We start from the raw sequence: 18,902 nt of genomic DNA on the forward strand, positions 1-18,902 counted from the left end.
GCTTTCACTTATTCATTAGAGGAGATAAAATGTTAAAAAGAGTTGAATTAATCCGATTATTAAAACGCTGGGAACTTTATGTTGCTTTGGCAATAGGATTTGCAATGATCATTTTGCAAGCCGTTACTATTTATCCAGATAACGCAAATTTTATCAATAACGCCTATTTACATTTAACTGGGTTTGATGGTACGGGGATTGGAAGTAACCTTTATTATATGGTGTTACCGATTATGAGTAGTTTAGCTGCGTCCAGCATATACAGTGAGGATAAGCATGGAAAAGTTTTGAACTTTGTTTTGATGAGAACAACTTCTCGTCAATATATGCATACGACTTTGACTACTGGATTTGTTACAGGGGGGCTTGTTGGCGCTTTACCATTGCTGTTAGAAGGTAGTTATTTTTTTACTAGATATTCAACGGCCAAACTACCAGTTAGTCAAGACTTGATGTTAATTGATAAGGCTGGATGGGGATATCATTGGTTTATGCAGTCACCAATGTCTTATTGGCTTTTTTCGATTCTGATTACCTTTGCGTTTAGTGGTTTGTTTAGTTTAATTGGAATTGTGTCTTCATTTTACATTAAGAAAAAGACTATAGAAATGGCCGTGCCTTTTATATTTACAATGGTAACTTTCTTTGTTGCTAATTTTTCGGGTTGGGATCCAATAAGTATTCCGTATATTTTACCACCGACATTTAGTAATGATTATAAAAACGGCCAATATTACTTATTGTTTTGGTTTGTGGTTGGCATGGTAATCGTCTTCGTAGCAACTTTTTATAAGGAGCGACAAGATGGATTGGATTAACCCAAAATGGTGGTATTTGAATCTTCGCAAGCTAATTATTGGTTTAATTTTATTGGTGATTGGAGTTCTTGCTTTTTATTATGTCTCCGGTATTAATGATTATATGACTGGCAATTTGCTTATGTATCAAAATTTAATGCCTAACTTGTTCTTTTTTATTATTAATACAGTTAATATCTTTTTGATCGCCTCGTTACGTATTAAAATAGAACCATTTTTATTAGTTCGATTAAAGCATAAATCAAATTGGTCAATGATGGAAGAAGCTATGATGGTATTTATTAGTGCATTAAATGCAGTAATTGCGATGCTTAGTCTTTTGGTTTTTATTTGGATGACAAGGGGCATAAATGATATTAATTTGGTAAGTACACTTGGAAGTCTTTGGCTAACCTTTCAGGGCTTGTTGTTATGCCAAGCAATTAATTTAATTGTAATAATTTGTTTTCCATTTATACACTTTGTGATGTCCAGTTGCTTGGTCGGAATTGTCCTGCTTGCTGGATCTTTGAGAATGGGGTCTGCTGGTCTAATTAACGAAATCACGTTAATCAACGAAGTTCTTGCAAAACAATCAATATTTGTTTTATTTTCTAGGTCATTGATTATTTGGGGAATTATATTGGCTGCGATGGAATTTTACCAAGTAGTGGCTAGAAAACGTGAGTATCTATGAGAATGCAATTGAGACTATTAATTTACCGGCTGTTGTTAAGAAATTTGAAGGCCAAAATTTGCTTAATCATACTTCAGATAGGACTACTCTATGAATATTGTCAGGAATCTAGCTTTAATAGTGCAGAAAATATTTTTAACACTTTTCCAGCAATGACAATTAATTTTATTTTTCAAAACTTGAATTGGATTTTATATTATTTAGTGCCGCTGTCTGTGATGATTCCGATATTCAAAGAGTTTTTGCTGAAACAAAATGTTTTCGTTTGGATTCGTAAATCTAACAGTCGATTGCCAGTTGTATTAGTTGGTGGACTGATTCTGGTTAGTTCGGTTTTATATAATTTATATTTTTGGGCTGTTGTTTGGATTTTTAAAATAAAAACAATTTCTGTGCTGTTTATTTTTAGGCTAGGATTAGCAACAACACTCAGTTTGATTGGCATTACTATTTTGATTTTAGTGTTAACCATGCTGTTACGAGGAATTGTAGGGGAACTTTTAACAATAGTTTTGTTTTTAATAGTTTTAGCATTGAAAACAAACTGGGTTATTTTAATTACAACGACTTTAAATTTGAAGTTTGTCAGTGGAATATTAGTAATTTGGCTTGTAATACTTGTTGAATTATTAAATTTAACATATCGAAAAATGGAGTTGCTATAAGGAGAAATTTTAAATGAGTTATATTAATTTAAAGGATGTTTCAAGAACAATTAAACATAAACAGATTCTACAAAATATAAATCTGAATATTGAAAAAGGAACCATCACAGGCTTTGTAGGACCCAATGGATCTGGAAAGACGATGTTGTTTCGCGCAATTCTAGGGATGATTAAGTTAGATTCTGGTGAAATTGAGATTAATGGAGAGAAGATAAGCCTGGGATCTAGTCCACAGGTTAATATTGGGACCATTTTGGAAACCCCTGGTTTTATTAATAATTATACGGCACTTGATAATCTCAAATATTTGGCCGCAATTAAAAATGAAATCCAAGAAAATCAGATTTTAGAAGCAATGCAATTATTTGATATGATTGACCATAAAGATGAAAAGGTTAAGTCATTTTCATTGGGAATGCGCCAAAAATTGGCAATTATTCAAGCTATAATGGAAGATCAAGAATTAATTGTTTTAGATGAACCGACGAACGGCTTAGATGAAGAATCGGTACATATTTTTGAGGACAAGTTACGGAAGTTGAAAAATGAGGACAAAACCATTTTAATTGCCAGTCATGATCGTTTTGTCATTCAGAATGTTGCTGATGTTGTATATAAAGTCAACGAAGGACATGTGAATGTTTAAGGCGGCATTAATTTCATTAGACCATTTAAAAAATTAATCTATTGTTGTTGGGTTGATTAACGGAGAAAAGCAAAAATAGAATTCTGGTTGCGCTTAGTTTTATTTATTATCGTGATTGTGTGTGGTGGTTGTTTTTATTTAACATAGTAGATAACTAACTTATTTGAAGAGACAGAACTATTGAAAAATGTTTTTACAAGCAATAATGATGATATCAACTGGATCAATCAGTATTTTAGATGATGTTAATAAAAAATTATTGTTGTTTTGATTTTTGTTAGTTGTTTTAGTGTCTGATAAATAACACAATTAATCCCCAGGTCACACTCACATACACAATACCAGTTAGTGTATATTGAACATAAAGCGACAAACTCGGAATATTACTACCAATGATCTGATTTCCAGGCATAATTAAAATGGGAAGGAAAAATAAATAACTTATTAGACCATTTCCTAATAGTGTCGGAACTATGAACAACAGGAGACCTACTATTAACCCTAATCCCCAGAAGATATACGGATTTTTAATGAACAGACTAATCGCTAGTACCAAACAAATAAATATAGCCCACCCGATTGAGGTCAATAGAACAAACCAAAACAAGTTTACATAGCCATTTTGAGAAAAGATATAACCCAACGAGTTTCTCAAGAATCTACTTGACCGAAGCATTCGAATTGGTGCCATTAAAAAATTAATTTCAAGTAATAATAGGCACTGCCAAATAAGAGATGCCGTAAAAGTAACCACAAAAGTTTTAATAAAGAAATTTCGTATGTATCGTTGCAATGATCCTAGTCTATAAATCAAGAATTTATTGAAACCTGTATAACGATCTTGAGAAAGATTATTGGCAAAGAATAACGGCAAACAAATCATGGGCAACAACATCAATAACACTGATTCATAAGTTCCTTGAATGCTATAAAAGAAGCTAATTCCGGCTTCGACACTATTACCCACATCGCTGGCTGGTGGTTCACCCATAAAAACAATGTAGGCCCAGACACCATAGGCAAAATAAAAGATACCTCCCGCAAATACATTATATCTAGTTAATTTCATTACGATCTCTTTTCTGAATCTTTGTAACCACACACTAGTTCTTCCAAAGAAACCTGATAAATGTGGCTAAGCTTGACTAAATTAGTAATACTAGGTTGAGCGTGCGCATTTTCCCATTTAGAAACCGATTGCCGAGAAATGTGGAGTTTACTTGCAACCTCTTGTTGAGACAAACCATTTCTCTGACGAATACATTTGTAAGGTAAGATTTCCCTCATGTTAAACACTTCCTTAAATAGTTAATTTTGTCGATTAACAAAATTTTTAAAGCATACCAAGATCGATCACTTTTGAACTTCCTACTTTAGAAAAAAAGAACCGATAAAAGATCTACCTGTTCTCATTAATACCTGCCTTCATACACGTCTTAATTAGCGAAGCGTATATTCAGTTTTTAATTTTATGAACTCCCCCCAGAGCGTAGGTACTAATTTCCCGTTGTCAAAAATATAAATTTCAATTTTTGTTAATCAACAAAACTAATTATGTAATGAGAACGGCTCCTCGCATAGAAACCAGTGGTTTACATTCTAGCAACCATCAGTTTACGTGGCCGATATCGCTAGAATTTGAACTTCAATGAAGTTGAATAACATTTTTGATTTCCATCGAAAAAAAGCCACCAAAATATTAGCCATTTTTCAACTTTTTCCGTGCTATGTAAAATAACAAAAGTCCCCGCGAAGAATCTTCTTTTGTTATTATTCCCCATAAATACTTATTTCCATTGCCAATTTTTAGTGATTTTAATTACCACATAAATGTAGTATATAGGCATAGGGCCCAAAACGGGAAAACAAAAAATTAACGTACTCTTTTTAATGATTAACGTGCTTGACCAGTAAAAAATTATATTTCATTGCTTCGATGTTTGATAATAACCAAAACTGACAATAAAACAATCTGTAAGAGTACTAATTCACTAAATCCTGTCTTCGTCCCTAAAATCACATACTGAAGTATGATAACTGTGCATCCCACTCCCATTACAATGTTCATACCGCTTGTGGCTGTAACCCAAAGTAAAATTGCCCAACAAATCCAATATATACCTGTCACTATTGCCATTCGTGCCGGCTCATCATTTTATGAGGATGCCACCCCCGTCAGACACAGATAACCACCCAGTAAAATGGCAATGATAGACAAACTAATTTTTACGATTTTCATATTATCCTCTCCCCGATTATATAAATTAACCTTGCATAAATCGGCATATGTAAAAGTATCAGGCAATAGGTTGTTGAGATTTTGCCAATCAATCTTTCTTTAGCATCTACCATTGCCAATAACATTTCTGAAATTTTACTCGTTTTATCCGCAGCCACCGAATTAGCCATATTCGTTTTTAGTGTTCATCCCTTTACTAATTTCACCTATTTGTGACTACGTTCACTTTTGCGTCAATAATATAAACTTGTCGCTATTCCAATAATCTGTATTAAACGCCATACAATACCACATATCGTTACCGTAAGCGCCGCACCAAATGATTTACCATCCAAAATGTAAATAGCATTAAACATAATTGCAGTTATGAACAGTCCTCATTCAATAATGCTTAAAGTTTTACTATTTGCCTTGCTTTCTGCCTTCATAATAAATATCTCCCTACTTTTTCTATGTTTATAGTTTATAACTGTGTTCCAATGCGCAAACAATTAAAAAATTAACGTACCCTTTTGGCTAATTAACGTAAAAAAATAAGCCTACAATTTTATTCTGTAGGCTCTATTTTAAGATACAGGTTTTTTCAATAATTTAGTCAAATCTCTTGCCTTGCGAAACGACACCTTGCAGACCAGACCCTGATTAAACTGTAACCGTTTGGCTTGGGCATCAAAGCTTCTCACATGATCTAAATTAACCAAATAACTTTTGTCACAACGAAACAGATTTGAATATTTTTCTTCCAAATTGTTCAAATTACCGGGAAATTCTGCCTGCCGATTTTCAGCAATCATAGTAACGCTTCCCGGCCGTTCTTTGATGGTATATAACATTATCAACTCACTCATTGGGACTGAAAAATAACGGGACCCAATGCGATATCCAAATAATGTCTGTTGATGATAAATAGATTTCACATATTGTTCTTGTGCTAAATTGATATCTTCAATAATTTTGGATTTAATATCTTCAACCAATTGATCCTTTAAAATATAATCCAATGGCGCAATTTTACGTTCTAACGTTAAAAACGCCAGTTCATCGTGAGTTGAAATAAAAACAATTTGTGCAAATGGCATCTTCTGGCGAATTTTGCTAGCCAATTTTAATCCAGCATCTGTCTGCCCAGAAATTTCCATATCCAAAAAGAATAGCCCCTGGTCCTGATCCAAAATACTACCCTCTAATTTTTCAACATTATTTGTTGCACAAACCAGTTTCATCGCATAGTTGTTAATCATAATAGTATTTTTGATAACTTTTGTGTAATACGCTTGTTGTTCAAGGTTATCCTCTAATAAATAGATTGAAAACACTTATTTTTCCCCCGTAATAATTAAAGTAATCCGTAGTTTTTGTTGTATCAACTGTGTGTCTAAATAAAAGTTCACATTTTGATTAATCAACTCTTTGACATTCGCTAGACCCAAGCCTCGATTTGATCCTTTCGATGAATAACCGCGCTCAAATATTTTTTGAAGATTAAATGGTAAAGTGACTGAATTTTCCACTGAAATCTCAACCGTGTCGTTGGTTTTGATAAGTGCACAGCCAACCTTGTGATCTGGCATTTTTTCAGCTTGTTCAATCGCGTTATCTAAAAGAACACCCACAATTCTAACAATATCAACAAGTTGTTTTTCGATTAAAAGATTTTCTTGTTCAATTTCCAGAACTAACTCAACCCCTTGTTTACGTGCTTCAAAAAATTTTTGAATAATTAAGCCACGCAGGGTTTCGTTTTTAAGATGATCCAGTTCACTAATACTAACTTTACTTAGCGACTCATTTAAATGCTTCTTATTTTTTAATTCGTTTAAATATTCCTGCAATTCAGTTCGATCATCGTGTTTTACCAATTCTGTCATTGACAGCATAATATTCTGATAATCGTGTTTAAACTGACGCAATTCGGTATACTGCTGTTCTATGCTGGCTAAATAGTCGTGTAACTGCTGATTTCTGATTCCTTCATCTTTAATATTTTGTTGAACAGCATACGTTTTGATAAAAAACTGCATTTGCCAACTCATCAAAATGATAATTAACATAAAAATTACAATACTAGCTGCTTGAATGATCGCCGTAATATCCTGAATATCGCTAATAATCAAAATGGTTTGAATAGAGCCATAAATCATCATTAGCATCCAAAAAATCCGAATAGATAAGCCTAAATCTTCAATCTGATTCATCGAATGACGCCACCACACGCGATGTCGATAAAACCAAATGAATAAGAGAATGGTAAAAAACAAATCAATTGTTATATCCTGAAATACCAACATATCGCCGACACGCGAGAGTGACTTAATGGAGTGGAAATGATTTGCCCACATCAAAATTGTTGTACTAATGTATCCGCTAATGGAAATTAAGACGATTTGAATAATGACACTAATCAGCATCGTATTCACGTATCTGGGATTAACTTTCAATTTCTTCTGTCTGACAATTTCGACGATGATTGCCCCCAAAACTAGCGGTAGATAGGCAGCATCTTCCAAAATCATACTAAAAATTGCACAAAGAATGCTGGCACCAAAATTTAAAGCGATTACTTTCCACCCAAAATTATGCTTCAGATAAGTATTTGTACATAAAACAATAAAAATTAGCGCAAAATTTTCAACAAGATACTCACCAATTCCAAATTCTACCATTACCTGTTAGTTTAGATGAATAATAAAATTCATTCATCCTGGCTCCCTTTAAACCAAATCTGCGTCTTGCATCACATCCCTTAGTTTAACTAAATTGTATCAACGACACAATATAATTTATAATATCCAGATTAACGTATCATACTGCCTCATTAACACCAATTATTGGCATAGATGCTTTTTAGTAACCAAAGTATGATGAATACCACTATAAAGAAAATCACCATTAATAACTTTTTTATACCAAGTGCCGTAATTTTTCAAAAAATAAGTAAAGCTGTGCTCTGTTATAAAACTGTTTTAGGTTAAAGTAAGCAAAAAAGAGTTAAAAATCAAAATTTGATTTTTAACTCTTTATGTTCACAAATCTTTCAATATTTTAGTACTTAATGCCTTCATCCACATCATCCAAAGGTACGATAATCATGGCATTCTTCCGGTAAACATTCACATGATGAATATCGTGAGCCTTCAACATATCAACCGCATTTTCATAGTTACGCATGTACTGCGAAGTATCATGCGCATCTGAACCAATGGTGTACCGCTTGCCGCCCAACTGTTTATAGATTTCGACCGCGTAATCATACAGACCAATATTATGGTATTTATACATACTGGTTGTATTCAATTCAAACGCCATATTGTAACGCACTGCCAACTTTAAAATATTCGCTAACAGAATCCCTGCGGTTGTCTCAAACATCCCCGAAGTTAAGTTTAATTGACGCACGCCATAATCAAAATGGGCTAAGACATCCGCATCATGAAAGGCATTGATTCCCTTCCACATTAACCGATAATACTGGTCAGCAACTTTAAGTGGATCCATTTGGCTAACGATGCTGTCGCTAAAGTCATAGTCCGGACTGCGATGAAAGCTGAGCAATTTAATGTCAAATTCATGGCGCTGCAAATAAGTTTTGATTTCTGATTCGCGGCCTGGGTAATAACCAATTTCGACACCTTTAAAGATATGCTTGCCGGTCTCTTCCTCTAACCAATGAATTTCGCGTGAATAAGCATCATAATCTAGTAAGTTATCTCCACTTTTATCATCAAGAGCCTTGTAATCTAAGTGTTCCGTGCTGACAAAGTTGTCTCCTGCAAGTTTCAAGTACGCCGCCATTTTTTCATCCGAATCAAATGAAAAATCAGTATGTACGTGTTGATCATAGTAATCCATAGAAAAACTCATCTCACTTATTCTTATTTTTGACTAATTGTTTAAAGTAGCCATGCTGATACAAATCTCTTTTCAAATCTGCCAATGTGAACCGGTGGTAGAACGCACGATATTCATCATCCGCTAACGTAAATAAATCCGTCAGTGTCTCTGCCATATTGCTGGAAATCCGGTCTGCTTTATTGATGCCTTCCGACTGACCAGTAATAAAGCGCGCGTAACTCAAGGTTGGCGGAATTGTTACATCATATAACTCGCCCACATTGATATCCGCTAGCGCTTTTTTTAACTGGTACCCGCCATTTTTACCTACCGTTCCTTCAATATAACCTTTTTTATGGAGGACAGATAGAATGTTTCGAATCACAACTGCATTCAGATCTAGTGATGCAGCCAACTCTCGACTCGCAATTTTACGTGGACTATGTTCATCCAAGTAAAACAAGCTGTGTACCGCAACCGAAAAATCCAGCCTCATTCGATCGGACCCCCTTGTTCATATTTACACCTACATTTTAACACAATTTTAAAAATTCTTGGGAATCCCTCTAATGAAAACGTCCCTTTGATAAGCAGAAAATGGTAATTATCCGACTTTTATATACAATAAGTGATATTAAGGCTGCCCAATTTGAATAGCTCGATAAACCGCCCCAATGATCCCCGCATCATTACGTAATTTTGCTGGTTTTACCGGTGCAAAAGTTAGTCCCTGAATATCTTGATTTCGCGATTTCAAATCCGCAATTTTAGCATGCAGACCGTCTATGAATTGCGGATTGGCTGAAATTCCGCCGCCAATTAAGACCACCTCGGGATCTAAAACCACCATCAAATCAATGATTCCCTTAGCCAATGCGGTGTAGAAGAAATCTAGGCTGGCTTGTGCCGTTTCATCTTTTTGACCTGCTAACTCATAAACTACCCGCGCATCAGTCAATTCTGGCTTGTGACTATGTGCGTTGTAATAACGCAAGAGTCCCCCTACCGTCGCACCCGTATAATTCAGGCTATTATATTCCAAGTGATGGTCCTGTTGAATGTCTTTAACGTCCATGGCAGACATCATCCCTAGTTCGCCCGCCATACCGTTCCCACCACGATAAATTTGGTCGTTAATAATCAAGCCACCACCAATCCCTGTGCCGATTACCATGCAGTAATAGTTATGCAGACCCACGGCATTACCCTGCCACTGCTCAGCAAACGCGGCTGCATTCGCATCATTTTCAATTACCGTTGGAATCTCTACGCGTTTTTCGATCTCTTCTTTTAAATTAATCCCATAAAAATCACGAATAGCTCCTCCAGTAGTCATAAAGCCGTTCCGCTGCACAATTCCCGGAGCACTCACCCCAATTGCCGTAATTGGGGTCTCCGACTTAAACTGACTGACAATCATCTCAATATTCCGGAGAATTTCTTCGCCGTCAGCACTGGTTCTAATACGATCTTTTTCAATAATCTTACCCGCTTCATCTACTAAGCCATATTTAATACTGGTACCGCCAATATCAAGGCCAATATAATTCTTCATAATCCTTGCTCCTTCATATTTTATGTATGAAAAAAGGCATGAAATGGTGTCGCAGCATAACGGCTTCCATTTCAAACCTCATTTCTGTTAATCTAAGTCTTCCCCATTGGAGGCAATAACTTTTTTATACCAAGCAAAAGAATCTTTCTTAGAGCGATCTAAAGTACCGTTACCCTCATCATCTTTATCCACATAGATAAATCCGTAACGTTTGGACATCTGTCCAGTTCCCGCAGACACTAAGTCAATGCAGCCCCATGGGGTGTAACCCATCAAATCCACACCATCAAGGTCAACGGCCTTTTCCATTTCTTGAATGTGTGCACGTAAATAATCCACCCGATAAGGATCGTGAATACTGCCGTCTGCTTCAACTTTATCACGGGCACCGAGTCCATTTTCCACAATAAACAACGGTAAGTGATACCGGTCAGTTAACCAATTAAGCGAGTACCGCAACCCGACCGGATCAATCGGCCAGTCCCACTCACTAGTCTTCAAGTGTTCATTTTTCGTTACTGGTGCTTCGGGGTTAATGTCGCCATCTAAGTCGATTCCATCCGCACTAATTGTCATAGAATTGTAGTAGCTTAAGCCAATGTAGTCCACTGTGCCCTGTTTCAAAGCTTCGCGATCTTCATCAGTAATATCTTGTCGATAGCCTTTTTTATTCAGATAAGCTTCGATATTATTTGGATAAACACCGTTAGCATGCACATCTGAGAACCAGTAGCGACGTTGCATCATCCGCTCAGCCAGCATAATATTCTTAGGATCCGCATTTAAAGGATAGATTGGCGTCATGTTAATCATGCAGCCAATTTCAAAATCAGGATTAATTTCATGACCTAATTTAACAGCTTTGGCACTTGCAACCAATTCATAATGGGCTGCCTGGTACATAGTAGCTTCCCGATCTTCTTTTTTAACATTGCTGAACAAAATTCCGGAGTTAGTAGCCACCGCGAATTCACTGTTAAAGTCGCTTTGATTGTCAATTTCGTTGAATGTCATCCAGTATTTAACCTTGTCTTTATAACGTTTAAAACAAGTCTCTGCAAAGTTCATGTAAAAATCAATCACTTTACGATTTGCAAAACCGCCGTATTCTTTAATTAAGTGATACGGCATTTCAAAATGAGCTAGGGTAATTACGGGTTCAATCCCATATTTGTGGCATTCATCAAATAAGTCATCGTAGAATCTTAAGCCCGCTTCATTTGGTTGTGTTTCGTCACCATTCGGGAAAATTCGAGTCCACGCAATTGAAGTCCGAAAACACTTGAAACCCATCTCTGCAAAAAGTTTGACGTCCTCTTTGTAACGATGATAAAAATCGATTCCTTCATGATTAGGATAGTTTTTACCTGGTAAAACGCCATCCGTGATTTCACGTGGAACACCGTTTGCGCCCGCCGTCATCACATCCGCGACGCTAACACCTTTGCCGCCTTCTTGCCAACCACCTTCTAGTTGGTGAGCAGCAACGGCACCACCCCATAGAAAACCATCCTTAAGTTTACTCATATTATGAACTCCTCTCATTTTTTAAATTTTCGTACCTTTTAAGTATAACTCATTTTGAAAACGTTTTAATTAGAATTTTCTTTTTTCACCTTTTTTCATAAAAAGTCCATTTACTTTGATTTTCATCGCCATAAATAGACTTTAAGGTTGTACTAATCAGTTGCATGTTCTGTCGTTGCAGCAGCTTCAGCTTCTCTCGTATGTGCCTGCGAGTCTTCTGCTGCTTGTTCCTGGGCAAACAAAATCTGATCTTGTTTACGCGCAAAGAAGAAGTAAACAAAGAAGGATAATACGAGAACAATTGCTTGCCAAATCATCATCTTCCAACCACCGACGAGCAATCCAGAAATAACTGGCGGTGTGGTCCAAGGTACCTGAACACCAGTAAAGTATGGAATCACACCTAACTTGATTAGCCAGTAAGTTGATCCCATTGAGAAGGCTGGCATCAAGACAAATGGTAATAACAAAATTGGGTTCATAACGATTGGTACCCCGAAGAGTACTGGTTCGTTAATGTTAAAGATTCCGGGCAGGAAAGACAAACGACCGATACTCTTCATTTGTGCAGATTTGGCAAAGAACGCCATGAAGAAGACCAAGCCGATGGTCATCCCTGATCCTGTAACCGTGCCGAATTGGTCCAGTAGTTATTGCACGAAAACATGTCCACCATTAGCAGCGTTAACAACCCCATGAGCCTTAAAAATTGCGGCATTAGATAAACTGTTAGCTGTCAAAATTGGCGTCATAATCCCACTGACAATCACGGCACCATGAACCCCAAAGAACCAGAAGAACGGAATTAACATTGAAATGATAAGTACGCCGCCAAATGAATCTGTCAAGCCTTGCAGTGGCGTCTGAATTGTTTTGTAAATCCACTGTGTCATCGTAATGTGAGCTGTTGCATCAAATGCGATGTAGACCAGCAGCCAACCTGTAATAATGACGAATGCTGGGATCAACGCAACAAATGATTCAGCAACAGCAGGCGGAACCTGTTCTGGCAGTTTGATTGTAATATGATTGCGAATAAACCATGTGTAAATCCAGCCGGTTAATAATCCGATAATAATCGCTGCGATCATTCCTTGGCCACCCAACCAAGTCCGGTCAATAAAACCAGTTAGTAAATTTGGTGCTTGTGTAGCGGACACCACCGTTTTGGTTCCGTTCATAACGGCGGTTGTGGGACGCATAACTAGAAAGAAACTAACCAAGGCTGTCATACCAGCCGGTAATGGTTCATAACCTTCTGCCTGGACCCAATTGTAGGCAATCCCCACAACGGCAAAAATTGATAAAACACCAAACGAAGCATTATAAGCTTGTGTCCAATATGGTGTCAGACCAGTCGCGTTCATCCAGTTAGCAACTGGCGTCCACGGAAAGGCACTTAATAACAAGAATATGGATCCAACCATAATAAATGGCAAACTGACTAACATCCCATTTTTTAAGGCTGTGATCGCTTTAGTATTAACAAACTTCATCACAGGAGGCAGGAGTTTATTATTAATCCAATCGTTCATTAAAATCACCCCAAAATAATAATTGCTTACGATAAATAGAAAAACTAATCTTTGGCCAAAGATTATTTAAGATGAAGCGCTTTCAACAAAATTTATTATATGCTTATAAAACATTGATGTATAGCTGTTTCACAAATAAAAAACATGTTCCATAACGGGTGCAAATCCCCAGAATGGAACATGTTCCAAAGCATGTTTAATTTGTTTTTAGAGTTGTGCCATCGCTTCGTTAATCGGGGTCTGCCCCTCACTAACTGCAAATTCTTTCTTAATGGTCTGGTCATTATGCAAAGCAGCCACAATGACTTCTGCAACATCTTCACGCGCAATTTTTCCTTTTTGCTGATTTAGTTGAATACCGCCGCTACCAGCATCATTAGTTAGTGTACCTGGTTTGACGATGGTATAATCCAAATCTGTCTCGTCCCGTAAATACTGGTCCGCATAGTGCTTAGCCACATAGTACGGCTGAATTGCCGTCCAGCGCGTTCGGTCCTCGGCATTCATTGCGCTAATAATCACGAAACGCTTAATACCAGCTTTTTCGGTAGCTTCCATACTCTTAACCGCTCCGTCTAAGTCAATTAAAAGTGTTTGGTCATAACCAGTTTTACCCCCAGAACCAGCGCTGAAAACAACAGCGTCTGCCCCCGTCAATGCCTTCGCCAGTTCATCCGGCTGTTCATTTAAATCATACAATTGCGTAGCTGCACCTTGATCCTCAAAAAAATCACGTTGTTTCACGTCTCGGATTCCGGCAACCACTTCATCACCGCGATCTAAAAGTTGTGCAACCAAAAGTTTACCAATTTGACCATGTGCGCCAATTACAAAAACTTTCATAAAAAAATATCCTCCTTGGGTCGTTATGTGTTCGCGATCTTCATTTCAGAACTACCCGCAAAGACCATAACTATTGCCTTCCGCATCACAGTGCCAGTTTACTGTGAGTTGACAACTGTGCACCTTGAATTGCTTTGAATTTCCTGCTTAAACTCAGCGTATCATTTTCTTTTATTTAATTGAACTAAAAACCCTTAGCCAGCTTTTTTCGATTTATCGTGTGTGGGTTTAATAAATTTCAATTTCCCTGATTTCTGGAATAGCTTCAAAAATCCGAGTAAGTGCCACGTTATCCAGTGACGCCACAAACTGAAGCTTCATTTTGACAATCACTTCAGTATCCATTTTGCGGACCCGAAGTTTAGTCACGTCAATTTCTTTTTTCTGCAACGCGTCTTGCACCGCCGAAATATTATGCGAACCAGGTTGAATACTTAGCCGTACCTCGCTGGTCTTCGGTAAATGCAGCCAACTTAAATCACGATTTAACATCACTTGTGTCGCTAGCACGAGTAAAGTAGCAGTCACGCCAACGACAAACATCCGTGCCCCAATTGCCATCCCAATTCCCGCAGTGGTCCACAAGCCAGTGGCCGTGGTTAAACCATTCACATCATCATGTTTGACAATAATCGTCCCGGCACCAATAAATCCAATTCCGCTGACAATTTGAGCCGCAATTCGTGAAGGATCAAGGCCAATTCCTTTATCTCCCAGTAAATCTATAAATCCGTATTTGGAAACGATCATCATTAAGGCTGCTCCCATAATGATAATAATATGCGTCCTTAAACCGGCAGTTTTAGCGCGTGCATTTCGTTCATAACCAATCGCAAAACCGCAAGCTCCCGCAATTAAAACTCGTAAAACCAAGTCAAACTGCGTGGCTACCGTCATTTTAGCGAACCTCCTTTTTGAAAACACCATAAAAAAACAGGCTTATCTGTCTTTAATTATACAGATAAACCTGTTGACACCTTAACGATATGATTTTTTATTTTCCAAGGCTATCCACAAACGCTTCGACTTCTTGCCGTGTCTTGCGGTCACCGTTTACAAAACGACCGATTTCTTCACCGTCTTCTAAAGCGATGAAACTTGGGATCCCCATAACACCAAACTTTTGTGCAACCTTGATGTTAGCATCGCGATCCACTGTCAACCAATCATACTGATCGTATTCGGCTTCGATTTCTGGCATTACGGGTTTGATGAATGCACAGTCAGGGCACCATCCAGCCGTAAAAAATAGCATTTTCTTCCCAGTTTTAATCGCATCAAGAATTTCTTGATCCGTTAATTGTTGTTCTTGTGCATCCATTTTAATTCCTCCCACAGATTTAATTCTATTTGCCCACTTACTTTTTATAAGTCTTTGAACAATGACCTAATTGTATCATATTCTTCTTGCGATAGGGTAATATTTTGTGCTTTAGCATTAGCTGCTACTTGTTTGGCCTGCTTAGCACCCGGAATTACCACGCTGACGTCCGGATTTTTAATATACCATGCTAAAATAATTTGGGCAATCGTCACCTTGTGTTTATCCGCTACGGGTTGCAGCTGCTGGACGCGGTTTACAATCTTAGCAAAACGTGCACCCCTAAAGTCCGGATTACGATGACGAATATCGTCTGTATCAAAGGACACAGCTTCTGTGTATTTTCCTGTCAATAAACCAGACGCCAACGGGAAGAATGGCACAAAAGAAATCTGATTAGCCTTTAAATAAGGCATTAATTCTTTCTCGGCTTGTGCATGCAGTAAGCTGTACTGGTTTTCAACCACATCAACTAAACCGTCTTGATTAGCTTCTTTAACCTGTGCCAAACTTACGTTGGAAATACCAATGGCTTTAATTTTACCTTCTTGCCGTTTTTCATCTAGCGCTTTGACGGCTTCATTCAGTGGTGTTTTCCCATCCGGAAAATGAATGTAGAAAATATCAATATAGTCTGTTTGCAGCCGCTTTAAGGCCGCTTCAACTGCCTGTTTTAAAAAGGCGGGCGAATTGTCAATTTTTTCTGGATGTCCAGGGGTTTGGGCAGCTTTAGTCGCAATCACAATTTTTTTGCGATCATACCCTTGAATTGCTTGACCAATCAATTCTTCAGAACGTCCGAAGCCGTATGCATAGGCCGTATCCAAAAAATTAATGCCATTATCAAGCGCCGTTTTGACGATTGCAACACCTTGTGCATCATTTAAATTGGGAAAGAGATTATGTCCACCAACTGCATTGGTTCCTAAGCCCAAGGGTGTTGCCTCAATTGCCGTTTTACCAATTTTTACTTTTTTAATCATTTCTAAAAATTCCTCCTTATTTTTCATTCCACACCCTATTTTGAACGTTAATTATTAAAATAACATTTAATCCGCCTCGAAAGAGAAAGAATAAATTGTTAAGGAACTCGTAAACTTACTTACTAGATATCTATTTTGCTATTCGGCCATTTTAACGCCAAAAAAATAGCCATTTTGCAGACTAGCCTGCATTTGTGGCTAAAGTTTTAGCTTCATTGAACTTCACCTCATCGGCTAGCACCCGATGTGTTTGCACGTTTGACAGGGTTGCGTAATCATTCCACAAGAACTCATTCATGGCATCAAAAACCATCGGATTATGGTTAAGACTACAATGGTACCCTTCTTCGCCTGTGACTAGCAGCTCACGATAATTGTTTAAGACGCCGTGCAGCAAATATTTGACTGACCGGGCAGAATTTACCGAAACGAAGCAATCGTTGTCGAAGTACCCTTCGACCTTGCCAACCACATTAAACAGATCCACACCTTTAGGAAAGTGATCGCGATATTTTAACATCCGTTTAAAATGCTTTGTTTGGTGGACGGGTCGATAATCCATTTTAAGTAATGTTGAAACTGGTTTTGCATGTAAAAAACCACGCAGGCCATTAAACGGTCCAGCAATGGTAACCAATTTTTTTAGTTTCGGTACGCGTAAGTCATCCCCATACATTAAGGCTTCGTTCACGAGATCATTACTTCCAAGCGAATGCCCCACGCCGTTATATTCCATAATGTTAAATTCACGTTTTAGCATAATTAGTAAACTATGTAGCCAGTTGATCTGGACGAATTCTGGTGCCCGATTATTTTCAAAAATAACCTGAATAATCGGATTTTTCACATCCATATTTTTAGACCCAGTGATAAAAATTCTGCCATGGCGCGAGATGGTAGCTGTCATGACCTGCTTAGCCCATCCTGCGTGCTGGGCTGCGGAAATCATATGCCCAGTTGAACTCACCCCACCATTAAAACCATGAACAAAAATGGTTGCTGCATTCATTTAAATCCCCCATTTTCCTTCAAAATTCAAACACCTATCATCATAGGCAACATTGCTTATTTTACTATTTTCCGTTGCCAATGAAAAGAACTAGTGGTCGCTTAACCAAAATGGCCGTTGAGTGACCCAAAAATCAAGGTTGAATTTTTGTTTTTGAATATTTTCGCCGTTAACCTGCCCATTTTCCGGAGTGTTTGTTTCCAGGTGCAGGTGCCCGGCACGAAAATGGTGAACCGTTGTTGAGTTTAGGTGCTTGCCCGTTGTCAGCATCGTGACAAATAATTTGACGAATCGCCCAACGTTCATTTGTTCCACCACAACTAAATCCAACTTGCCATCATGTAAATCAGCAATCGGCATGATGGGCACCCCCACCGCCAAAGTACTTGATATTAGTGGTCGTCACCAAAAATGCGCGGTTAAACTGCTGGCTAGCCTGATCTGCTTTAACTCTCAGGCCAAAAGACTTCTGTTTAAAAAAAGTTTTGATTAAGGAGGAGACATAAGCACTAGATTGCAGGTGATATTTACGCAAATGATCCTTCTGGCCTGCATTAGCCGCATGAACGACCGAAGCGTCAAATCCGATGCCGACATTATTCGTAAATAGCGTTTCGTGCGAGTCCAATCGATTTTGATAAACACCCACATCTAGCAGCGTAGGTTTTTGGACAGCCAGAAGTTTTTGCATTGCTACTAAAGGTTGGGTCGGCAAGTTTACGCCACGGGCAAAGTCATTTCCTGAACCTGCAGGAATATATCCCAAGGGAATGTGGTCTCCACCGCCTTGATGCAGGCCGTTCAAAACTTCGTGCAAAGTACCATCACCGCCAACTGCCACCACGACCCACTCGTTATCATATTTGTGGCGCAATGCAAAATCACGCGCAATTTGAATCCCATGTCCCGGATGATCCGTTAATTTGGTTTCATAATTAACCTTTCTTTCCTTCAATTGAACTTCAATTTTTTGCCAATTTGATTGTGCTTGTCCAGCCCCAGCAAACTGGTTGACAATCATTAAAAAAGTCGGCTTTGTTTTTCCCATTGCGCTCGCCACCTATGCTCCGTTAGTTATTAAGCTCTAGTTTACCATAGGAAAACAACTTTGAACTAGTCGAGCTGCGACATAAAAAGAGTCCGAGAAAAGATTCCCAGACTCTATCACCGAACTTTAATCGTCGCAAATGAGAAAAAGGCTACTTTGTCCGGTTCACGTAAATGAAAGATTCGAAGTACAAATCACTCATTTTT

At 37.9% G+C, this 18,902-nt stretch carries 19 protein-coding genes and 1 pseudogene; 4 read left to right on the forward strand and 16 right to left on the reverse strand.

Annotation, left to right across the window (positions count from 1 at the left end; translation table 11 throughout):
- The first annotated feature begins 29 nt into the window (after window positions 1–29).
- Genes ACLJJ6_RS09745 through ACLJJ6_RS09760 form a run of 4 tightly spaced genes read left to right on the forward strand, consistent with a single transcriptional unit; the run spans window position 30 to window position 2,805 of the window.
- Complete coding sequence (locus ACLJJ6_RS09745) at window positions 30–818, forward strand: hypothetical protein (protein ID WP_412989256.1); 789 nt, start codon at window positions 30–32, stop codon at window positions 816–818.
- Window positions 805–1,494 carry a hypothetical protein gene (locus ACLJJ6_RS09750; RefSeq protein WP_412989257.1) on the forward strand — a complete coding sequence of 230 codons (690 nt, stop codon included), beginning with the start codon at window positions 805–807 and terminating at the stop codon, window positions 1,492–1,494. The genes ACLJJ6_RS09745 and ACLJJ6_RS09750 overlap by 14 nt, the downstream gene beginning before the upstream one ends.
- A 2-nt stretch (window positions 1,495–1,496) precedes the next feature.
- Window positions 1,497–2,159, forward strand: a complete 663-nt coding sequence (locus ACLJJ6_RS09755; RefSeq protein WP_412989258.1) for a hypothetical protein — start codon at window positions 1,497–1,499, stop codon at window positions 2,157–2,159.
- Between the two features lie 13 nt (window positions 2,160–2,172).
- Window positions 2,173–2,805 (forward strand): ABC transporter ATP-binding protein, encoded by a 633-nt coding sequence (locus tag ACLJJ6_RS09760; RefSeq protein ID WP_412989259.1) that lies wholly within the window; start codon window positions 2,173–2,175, stop codon window positions 2,803–2,805.
- A 286-nt stretch (window positions 2,806–3,091) separates the two neighbouring features.
- On the opposite strand, the gene ACLJJ6_RS09765 is transcribed toward ACLJJ6_RS09760, so the two are convergent.
- From ACLJJ6_RS09765 to ACLJJ6_RS09840, 16 genes and pseudogenes are all read right to left on the reverse strand, one after another.
- On the reverse strand, window positions 3,092–3,874 hold the full coding sequence (locus ACLJJ6_RS09765; protein ID WP_412989260.1) for a hypothetical protein: 783 nt from the start codon (window positions 3,872–3,874) through the stop codon (window positions 3,092–3,094).
- On the reverse strand, window positions 3,874–4,092 hold the full coding sequence (locus ACLJJ6_RS09770; RefSeq protein ID WP_412989261.1) for a helix-turn-helix domain-containing protein: 219 nt from the start codon (window positions 4,090–4,092) through the stop codon (window positions 3,874–3,876). The genes ACLJJ6_RS09765 and ACLJJ6_RS09770 overlap by 1 nt, the downstream gene beginning before the upstream one ends.
- A 1,518-nt stretch (window positions 4,093–5,610) precedes the next feature.
- Entirely contained in the window at window positions 5,611–6,360 is a 750-nt protein-coding gene (locus ACLJJ6_RS09775; RefSeq protein WP_412989262.1) for a response regulator transcription factor, read from the reverse strand.
- Entirely contained in the window at window positions 6,361–7,707 is a 1,347-nt protein-coding gene (locus ACLJJ6_RS09780; protein ID WP_412989263.1) for a sensor histidine kinase, read from the reverse strand.
- A 379-nt stretch (window positions 7,708–8,086) separates the two neighbouring features.
- Complete coding sequence (locus tag ACLJJ6_RS09785) at window positions 8,087–8,893, reverse strand: PHP domain-containing protein (protein ID WP_412989264.1); 807 nt, start codon at window positions 8,891–8,893, stop codon at window positions 8,087–8,089.
- A 13-nt stretch (window positions 8,894–8,906) separates the two neighbouring features.
- A complete protein-coding gene (locus tag ACLJJ6_RS09790; RefSeq protein ID WP_412989265.1) occupies window positions 8,907–9,371 on the reverse strand; it encodes an RrF2 family transcriptional regulator in 465 nt (154 codons plus the stop codon).
- A 138-nt stretch (window positions 9,372–9,509) separates the two neighbouring features.
- On the reverse strand, window positions 9,510–10,430 hold the full coding sequence (locus ACLJJ6_RS09795) for an ROK family protein (RefSeq protein ID WP_412989266.1): 921 nt from the start codon (window positions 10,428–10,430) through the stop codon (window positions 9,510–9,512).
- Between the two features lie 87 nt (window positions 10,431–10,517).
- The gene (locus ACLJJ6_RS09800) at window positions 10,518–11,957 is read right to left on the reverse strand and encodes a 6-phospho-beta-glucosidase (RefSeq protein WP_412989267.1); all 1,440 of its coding nucleotides are present in this window, start codon (window positions 11,955–11,957) and stop codon (window positions 10,518–10,520) included.
- Between the two features lie 152 nt (window positions 11,958–12,109).
- Window positions 12,110–13,492, reverse strand: a pseudogene (locus ACLJJ6_RS09805) (PTS sugar transporter subunit IIC).
- 207 nt (window positions 13,493–13,699) lie between these two features.
- The gene (locus ACLJJ6_RS09810; RefSeq protein WP_412989268.1) at window positions 13,700–14,335 is read right to left on the reverse strand and encodes an SDR family oxidoreductase; all 636 of its coding nucleotides are present in this window, start codon (window positions 14,333–14,335) and stop codon (window positions 13,700–13,702) included.
- Between the two features lie 228 nt (window positions 14,336–14,563).
- Window positions 14,564–15,232: an MgtC/SapB family protein gene (locus ACLJJ6_RS09815; protein WP_412989269.1), complete on the reverse strand. Its 669-nt coding sequence runs from the start codon at window positions 15,230–15,232 to the stop codon at window positions 14,564–14,566.
- Window positions 15,233–15,329: 97 nt separating this feature from the next.
- On the reverse strand, window positions 15,330–15,656 hold the full coding sequence (locus tag ACLJJ6_RS09820) for a thioredoxin family protein (protein WP_412989270.1): 327 nt from the start codon (window positions 15,654–15,656) through the stop codon (window positions 15,330–15,332).
- A 44-nt stretch (window positions 15,657–15,700) separates the two neighbouring features.
- Window positions 15,701–16,639 carry an aldo/keto reductase gene (locus ACLJJ6_RS09825; protein WP_412989271.1) on the reverse strand — a complete coding sequence of 313 codons (939 nt, stop codon included), beginning with the start codon at window positions 16,637–16,639 and terminating at the stop codon, window positions 15,701–15,703.
- A 181-nt stretch (window positions 16,640–16,820) separates the two neighbouring features.
- Window positions 16,821–17,648, reverse strand: coding sequence for an alpha/beta hydrolase (locus ACLJJ6_RS09830; protein ID WP_412989272.1), 828 nt, complete (start codon window positions 17,646–17,648; stop codon window positions 16,821–16,823).
- Window positions 17,649–17,738: 90 nt separating this feature from the next.
- Window positions 17,739–18,008: a hypothetical protein gene (locus ACLJJ6_RS09835; RefSeq protein ID WP_412989273.1), complete on the reverse strand. Its 270-nt coding sequence runs from the start codon at window positions 18,006–18,008 to the stop codon at window positions 17,739–17,741.
- A complete protein-coding gene (locus tag ACLJJ6_RS09840; protein ID WP_412989274.1) occupies window positions 17,995–18,696 on the reverse strand; it encodes a diacylglycerol/lipid kinase family protein in 702 nt (233 codons plus the stop codon). Before ACLJJ6_RS09840 ends, ACLJJ6_RS09835 begins: the two co-directional genes overlap by 14 nt.
- Window positions 18,697–18,902: the final 206 nt, after the last annotated feature.

The organism is Pediococcus siamensis, from assembly GCF_047220215.1.
GTDB classification, from domain to species: domain Bacteria; phylum Bacillota; class Bacilli; order Lactobacillales; family Lactobacillaceae; genus Pediococcus; species Pediococcus siamensis.

Bases quoted from the DNA above. Each gene is read 5' to 3' on its own strand.
- ACLJJ6_RS09790 (WP_412989265.1), bottom strand. From the start codon at position 9,371: ATGAGGCTGGATTTTTCGGTTGCGGTACACAGCTTGTTTTACTTGGAT.
- ACLJJ6_RS09800 (WP_412989267.1), bottom strand. From the start codon at position 11,957: ATGAGTAAACTTAAGGATGGTTTTCTATGGGGTGGTGCCGTTGCTGCT.
- ACLJJ6_RS09835 (WP_412989273.1), bottom strand. From the start codon at position 18,008: ATGCCGATTGCTGATTTACATGATGGCAAGTTGGATTTAGTTGTGGTG.
- ACLJJ6_RS09810 (WP_412989268.1), bottom strand. From the start codon at position 14,335: ATGAAAGTTTTTGTAATTGGCGCACATGGTCAAATTGGTAAACTTTTG.
- ACLJJ6_RS09770 (WP_412989261.1), bottom strand. From the start codon at position 4,092: ATGAGGGAAATCTTACCTTACAAATGTATTCGTCAGAGAAATGGTTTG.
- ACLJJ6_RS09830 (WP_412989272.1), bottom strand. From the start codon at position 17,648: ATGAATGCAGCAACCATTTTTGTTCATGGTTTTAATGGTGGGGTGAGT.
- ACLJJ6_RS09795 (WP_412989266.1), bottom strand. From the start codon at position 10,430: ATGAAGAATTATATTGGCCTTGATATTGGCGGTACCAGTATTAAATAT.
- ACLJJ6_RS09815 (WP_412989269.1), bottom strand. From the start codon at position 15,232: ATGACGGTAGCCACGCAGTTTGACTTGGTTTTACGAGTTTTAATTGCG.
- ACLJJ6_RS09745 (WP_412989256.1), top strand. From the start codon at position 30: ATGTTAAAAAGAGTTGAATTAATCCGATTATTAAAACGCTGGGAACTT.
- ACLJJ6_RS09780 (WP_412989263.1), bottom strand. From the start codon at position 7,707: ATGGTAGAATTTGGAATTGGTGAGTATCTTGTTGAAAATTTTGCGCTA.
- ACLJJ6_RS09760 (WP_412989259.1), top strand. From the start codon at position 2,173: ATGAGTTATATTAATTTAAAGGATGTTTCAAGAACAATTAAACATAAA.
- ACLJJ6_RS09755 (WP_412989258.1), top strand. From the start codon at position 1,497: ATGCAATTGAGACTATTAATTTACCGGCTGTTGTTAAGAAATTTGAAG.
- ACLJJ6_RS09825 (WP_412989271.1), bottom strand. From the start codon at position 16,639: ATGATTAAAAAAGTAAAAATTGGTAAAACGGCAATTGAGGCAACACCC.
- ACLJJ6_RS09765 (WP_412989260.1), bottom strand. From the start codon at position 3,874: ATGAAATTAACTAGATATAATGTATTTGCGGGAGGTATCTTTTATTTT.
- ACLJJ6_RS09840 (WP_412989274.1), bottom strand. From the start codon at position 18,696: ATGGGAAAAACAAAGCCGACTTTTTTAATGATTGTCAACCAGTTTGCT.
- ACLJJ6_RS09820 (WP_412989270.1), bottom strand. From the start codon at position 15,656: ATGGATGCACAAGAACAACAATTAACGGATCAAGAAATTCTTGATGCG.
- ACLJJ6_RS09750 (WP_412989257.1), top strand. From the start codon at position 805: ATGGATTGGATTAACCCAAAATGGTGGTATTTGAATCTTCGCAAGCTA.
- ACLJJ6_RS09785 (WP_412989264.1), bottom strand. From the start codon at position 8,893: ATGGATTACTATGATCAACACGTACATACTGATTTTTCATTTGATTCG.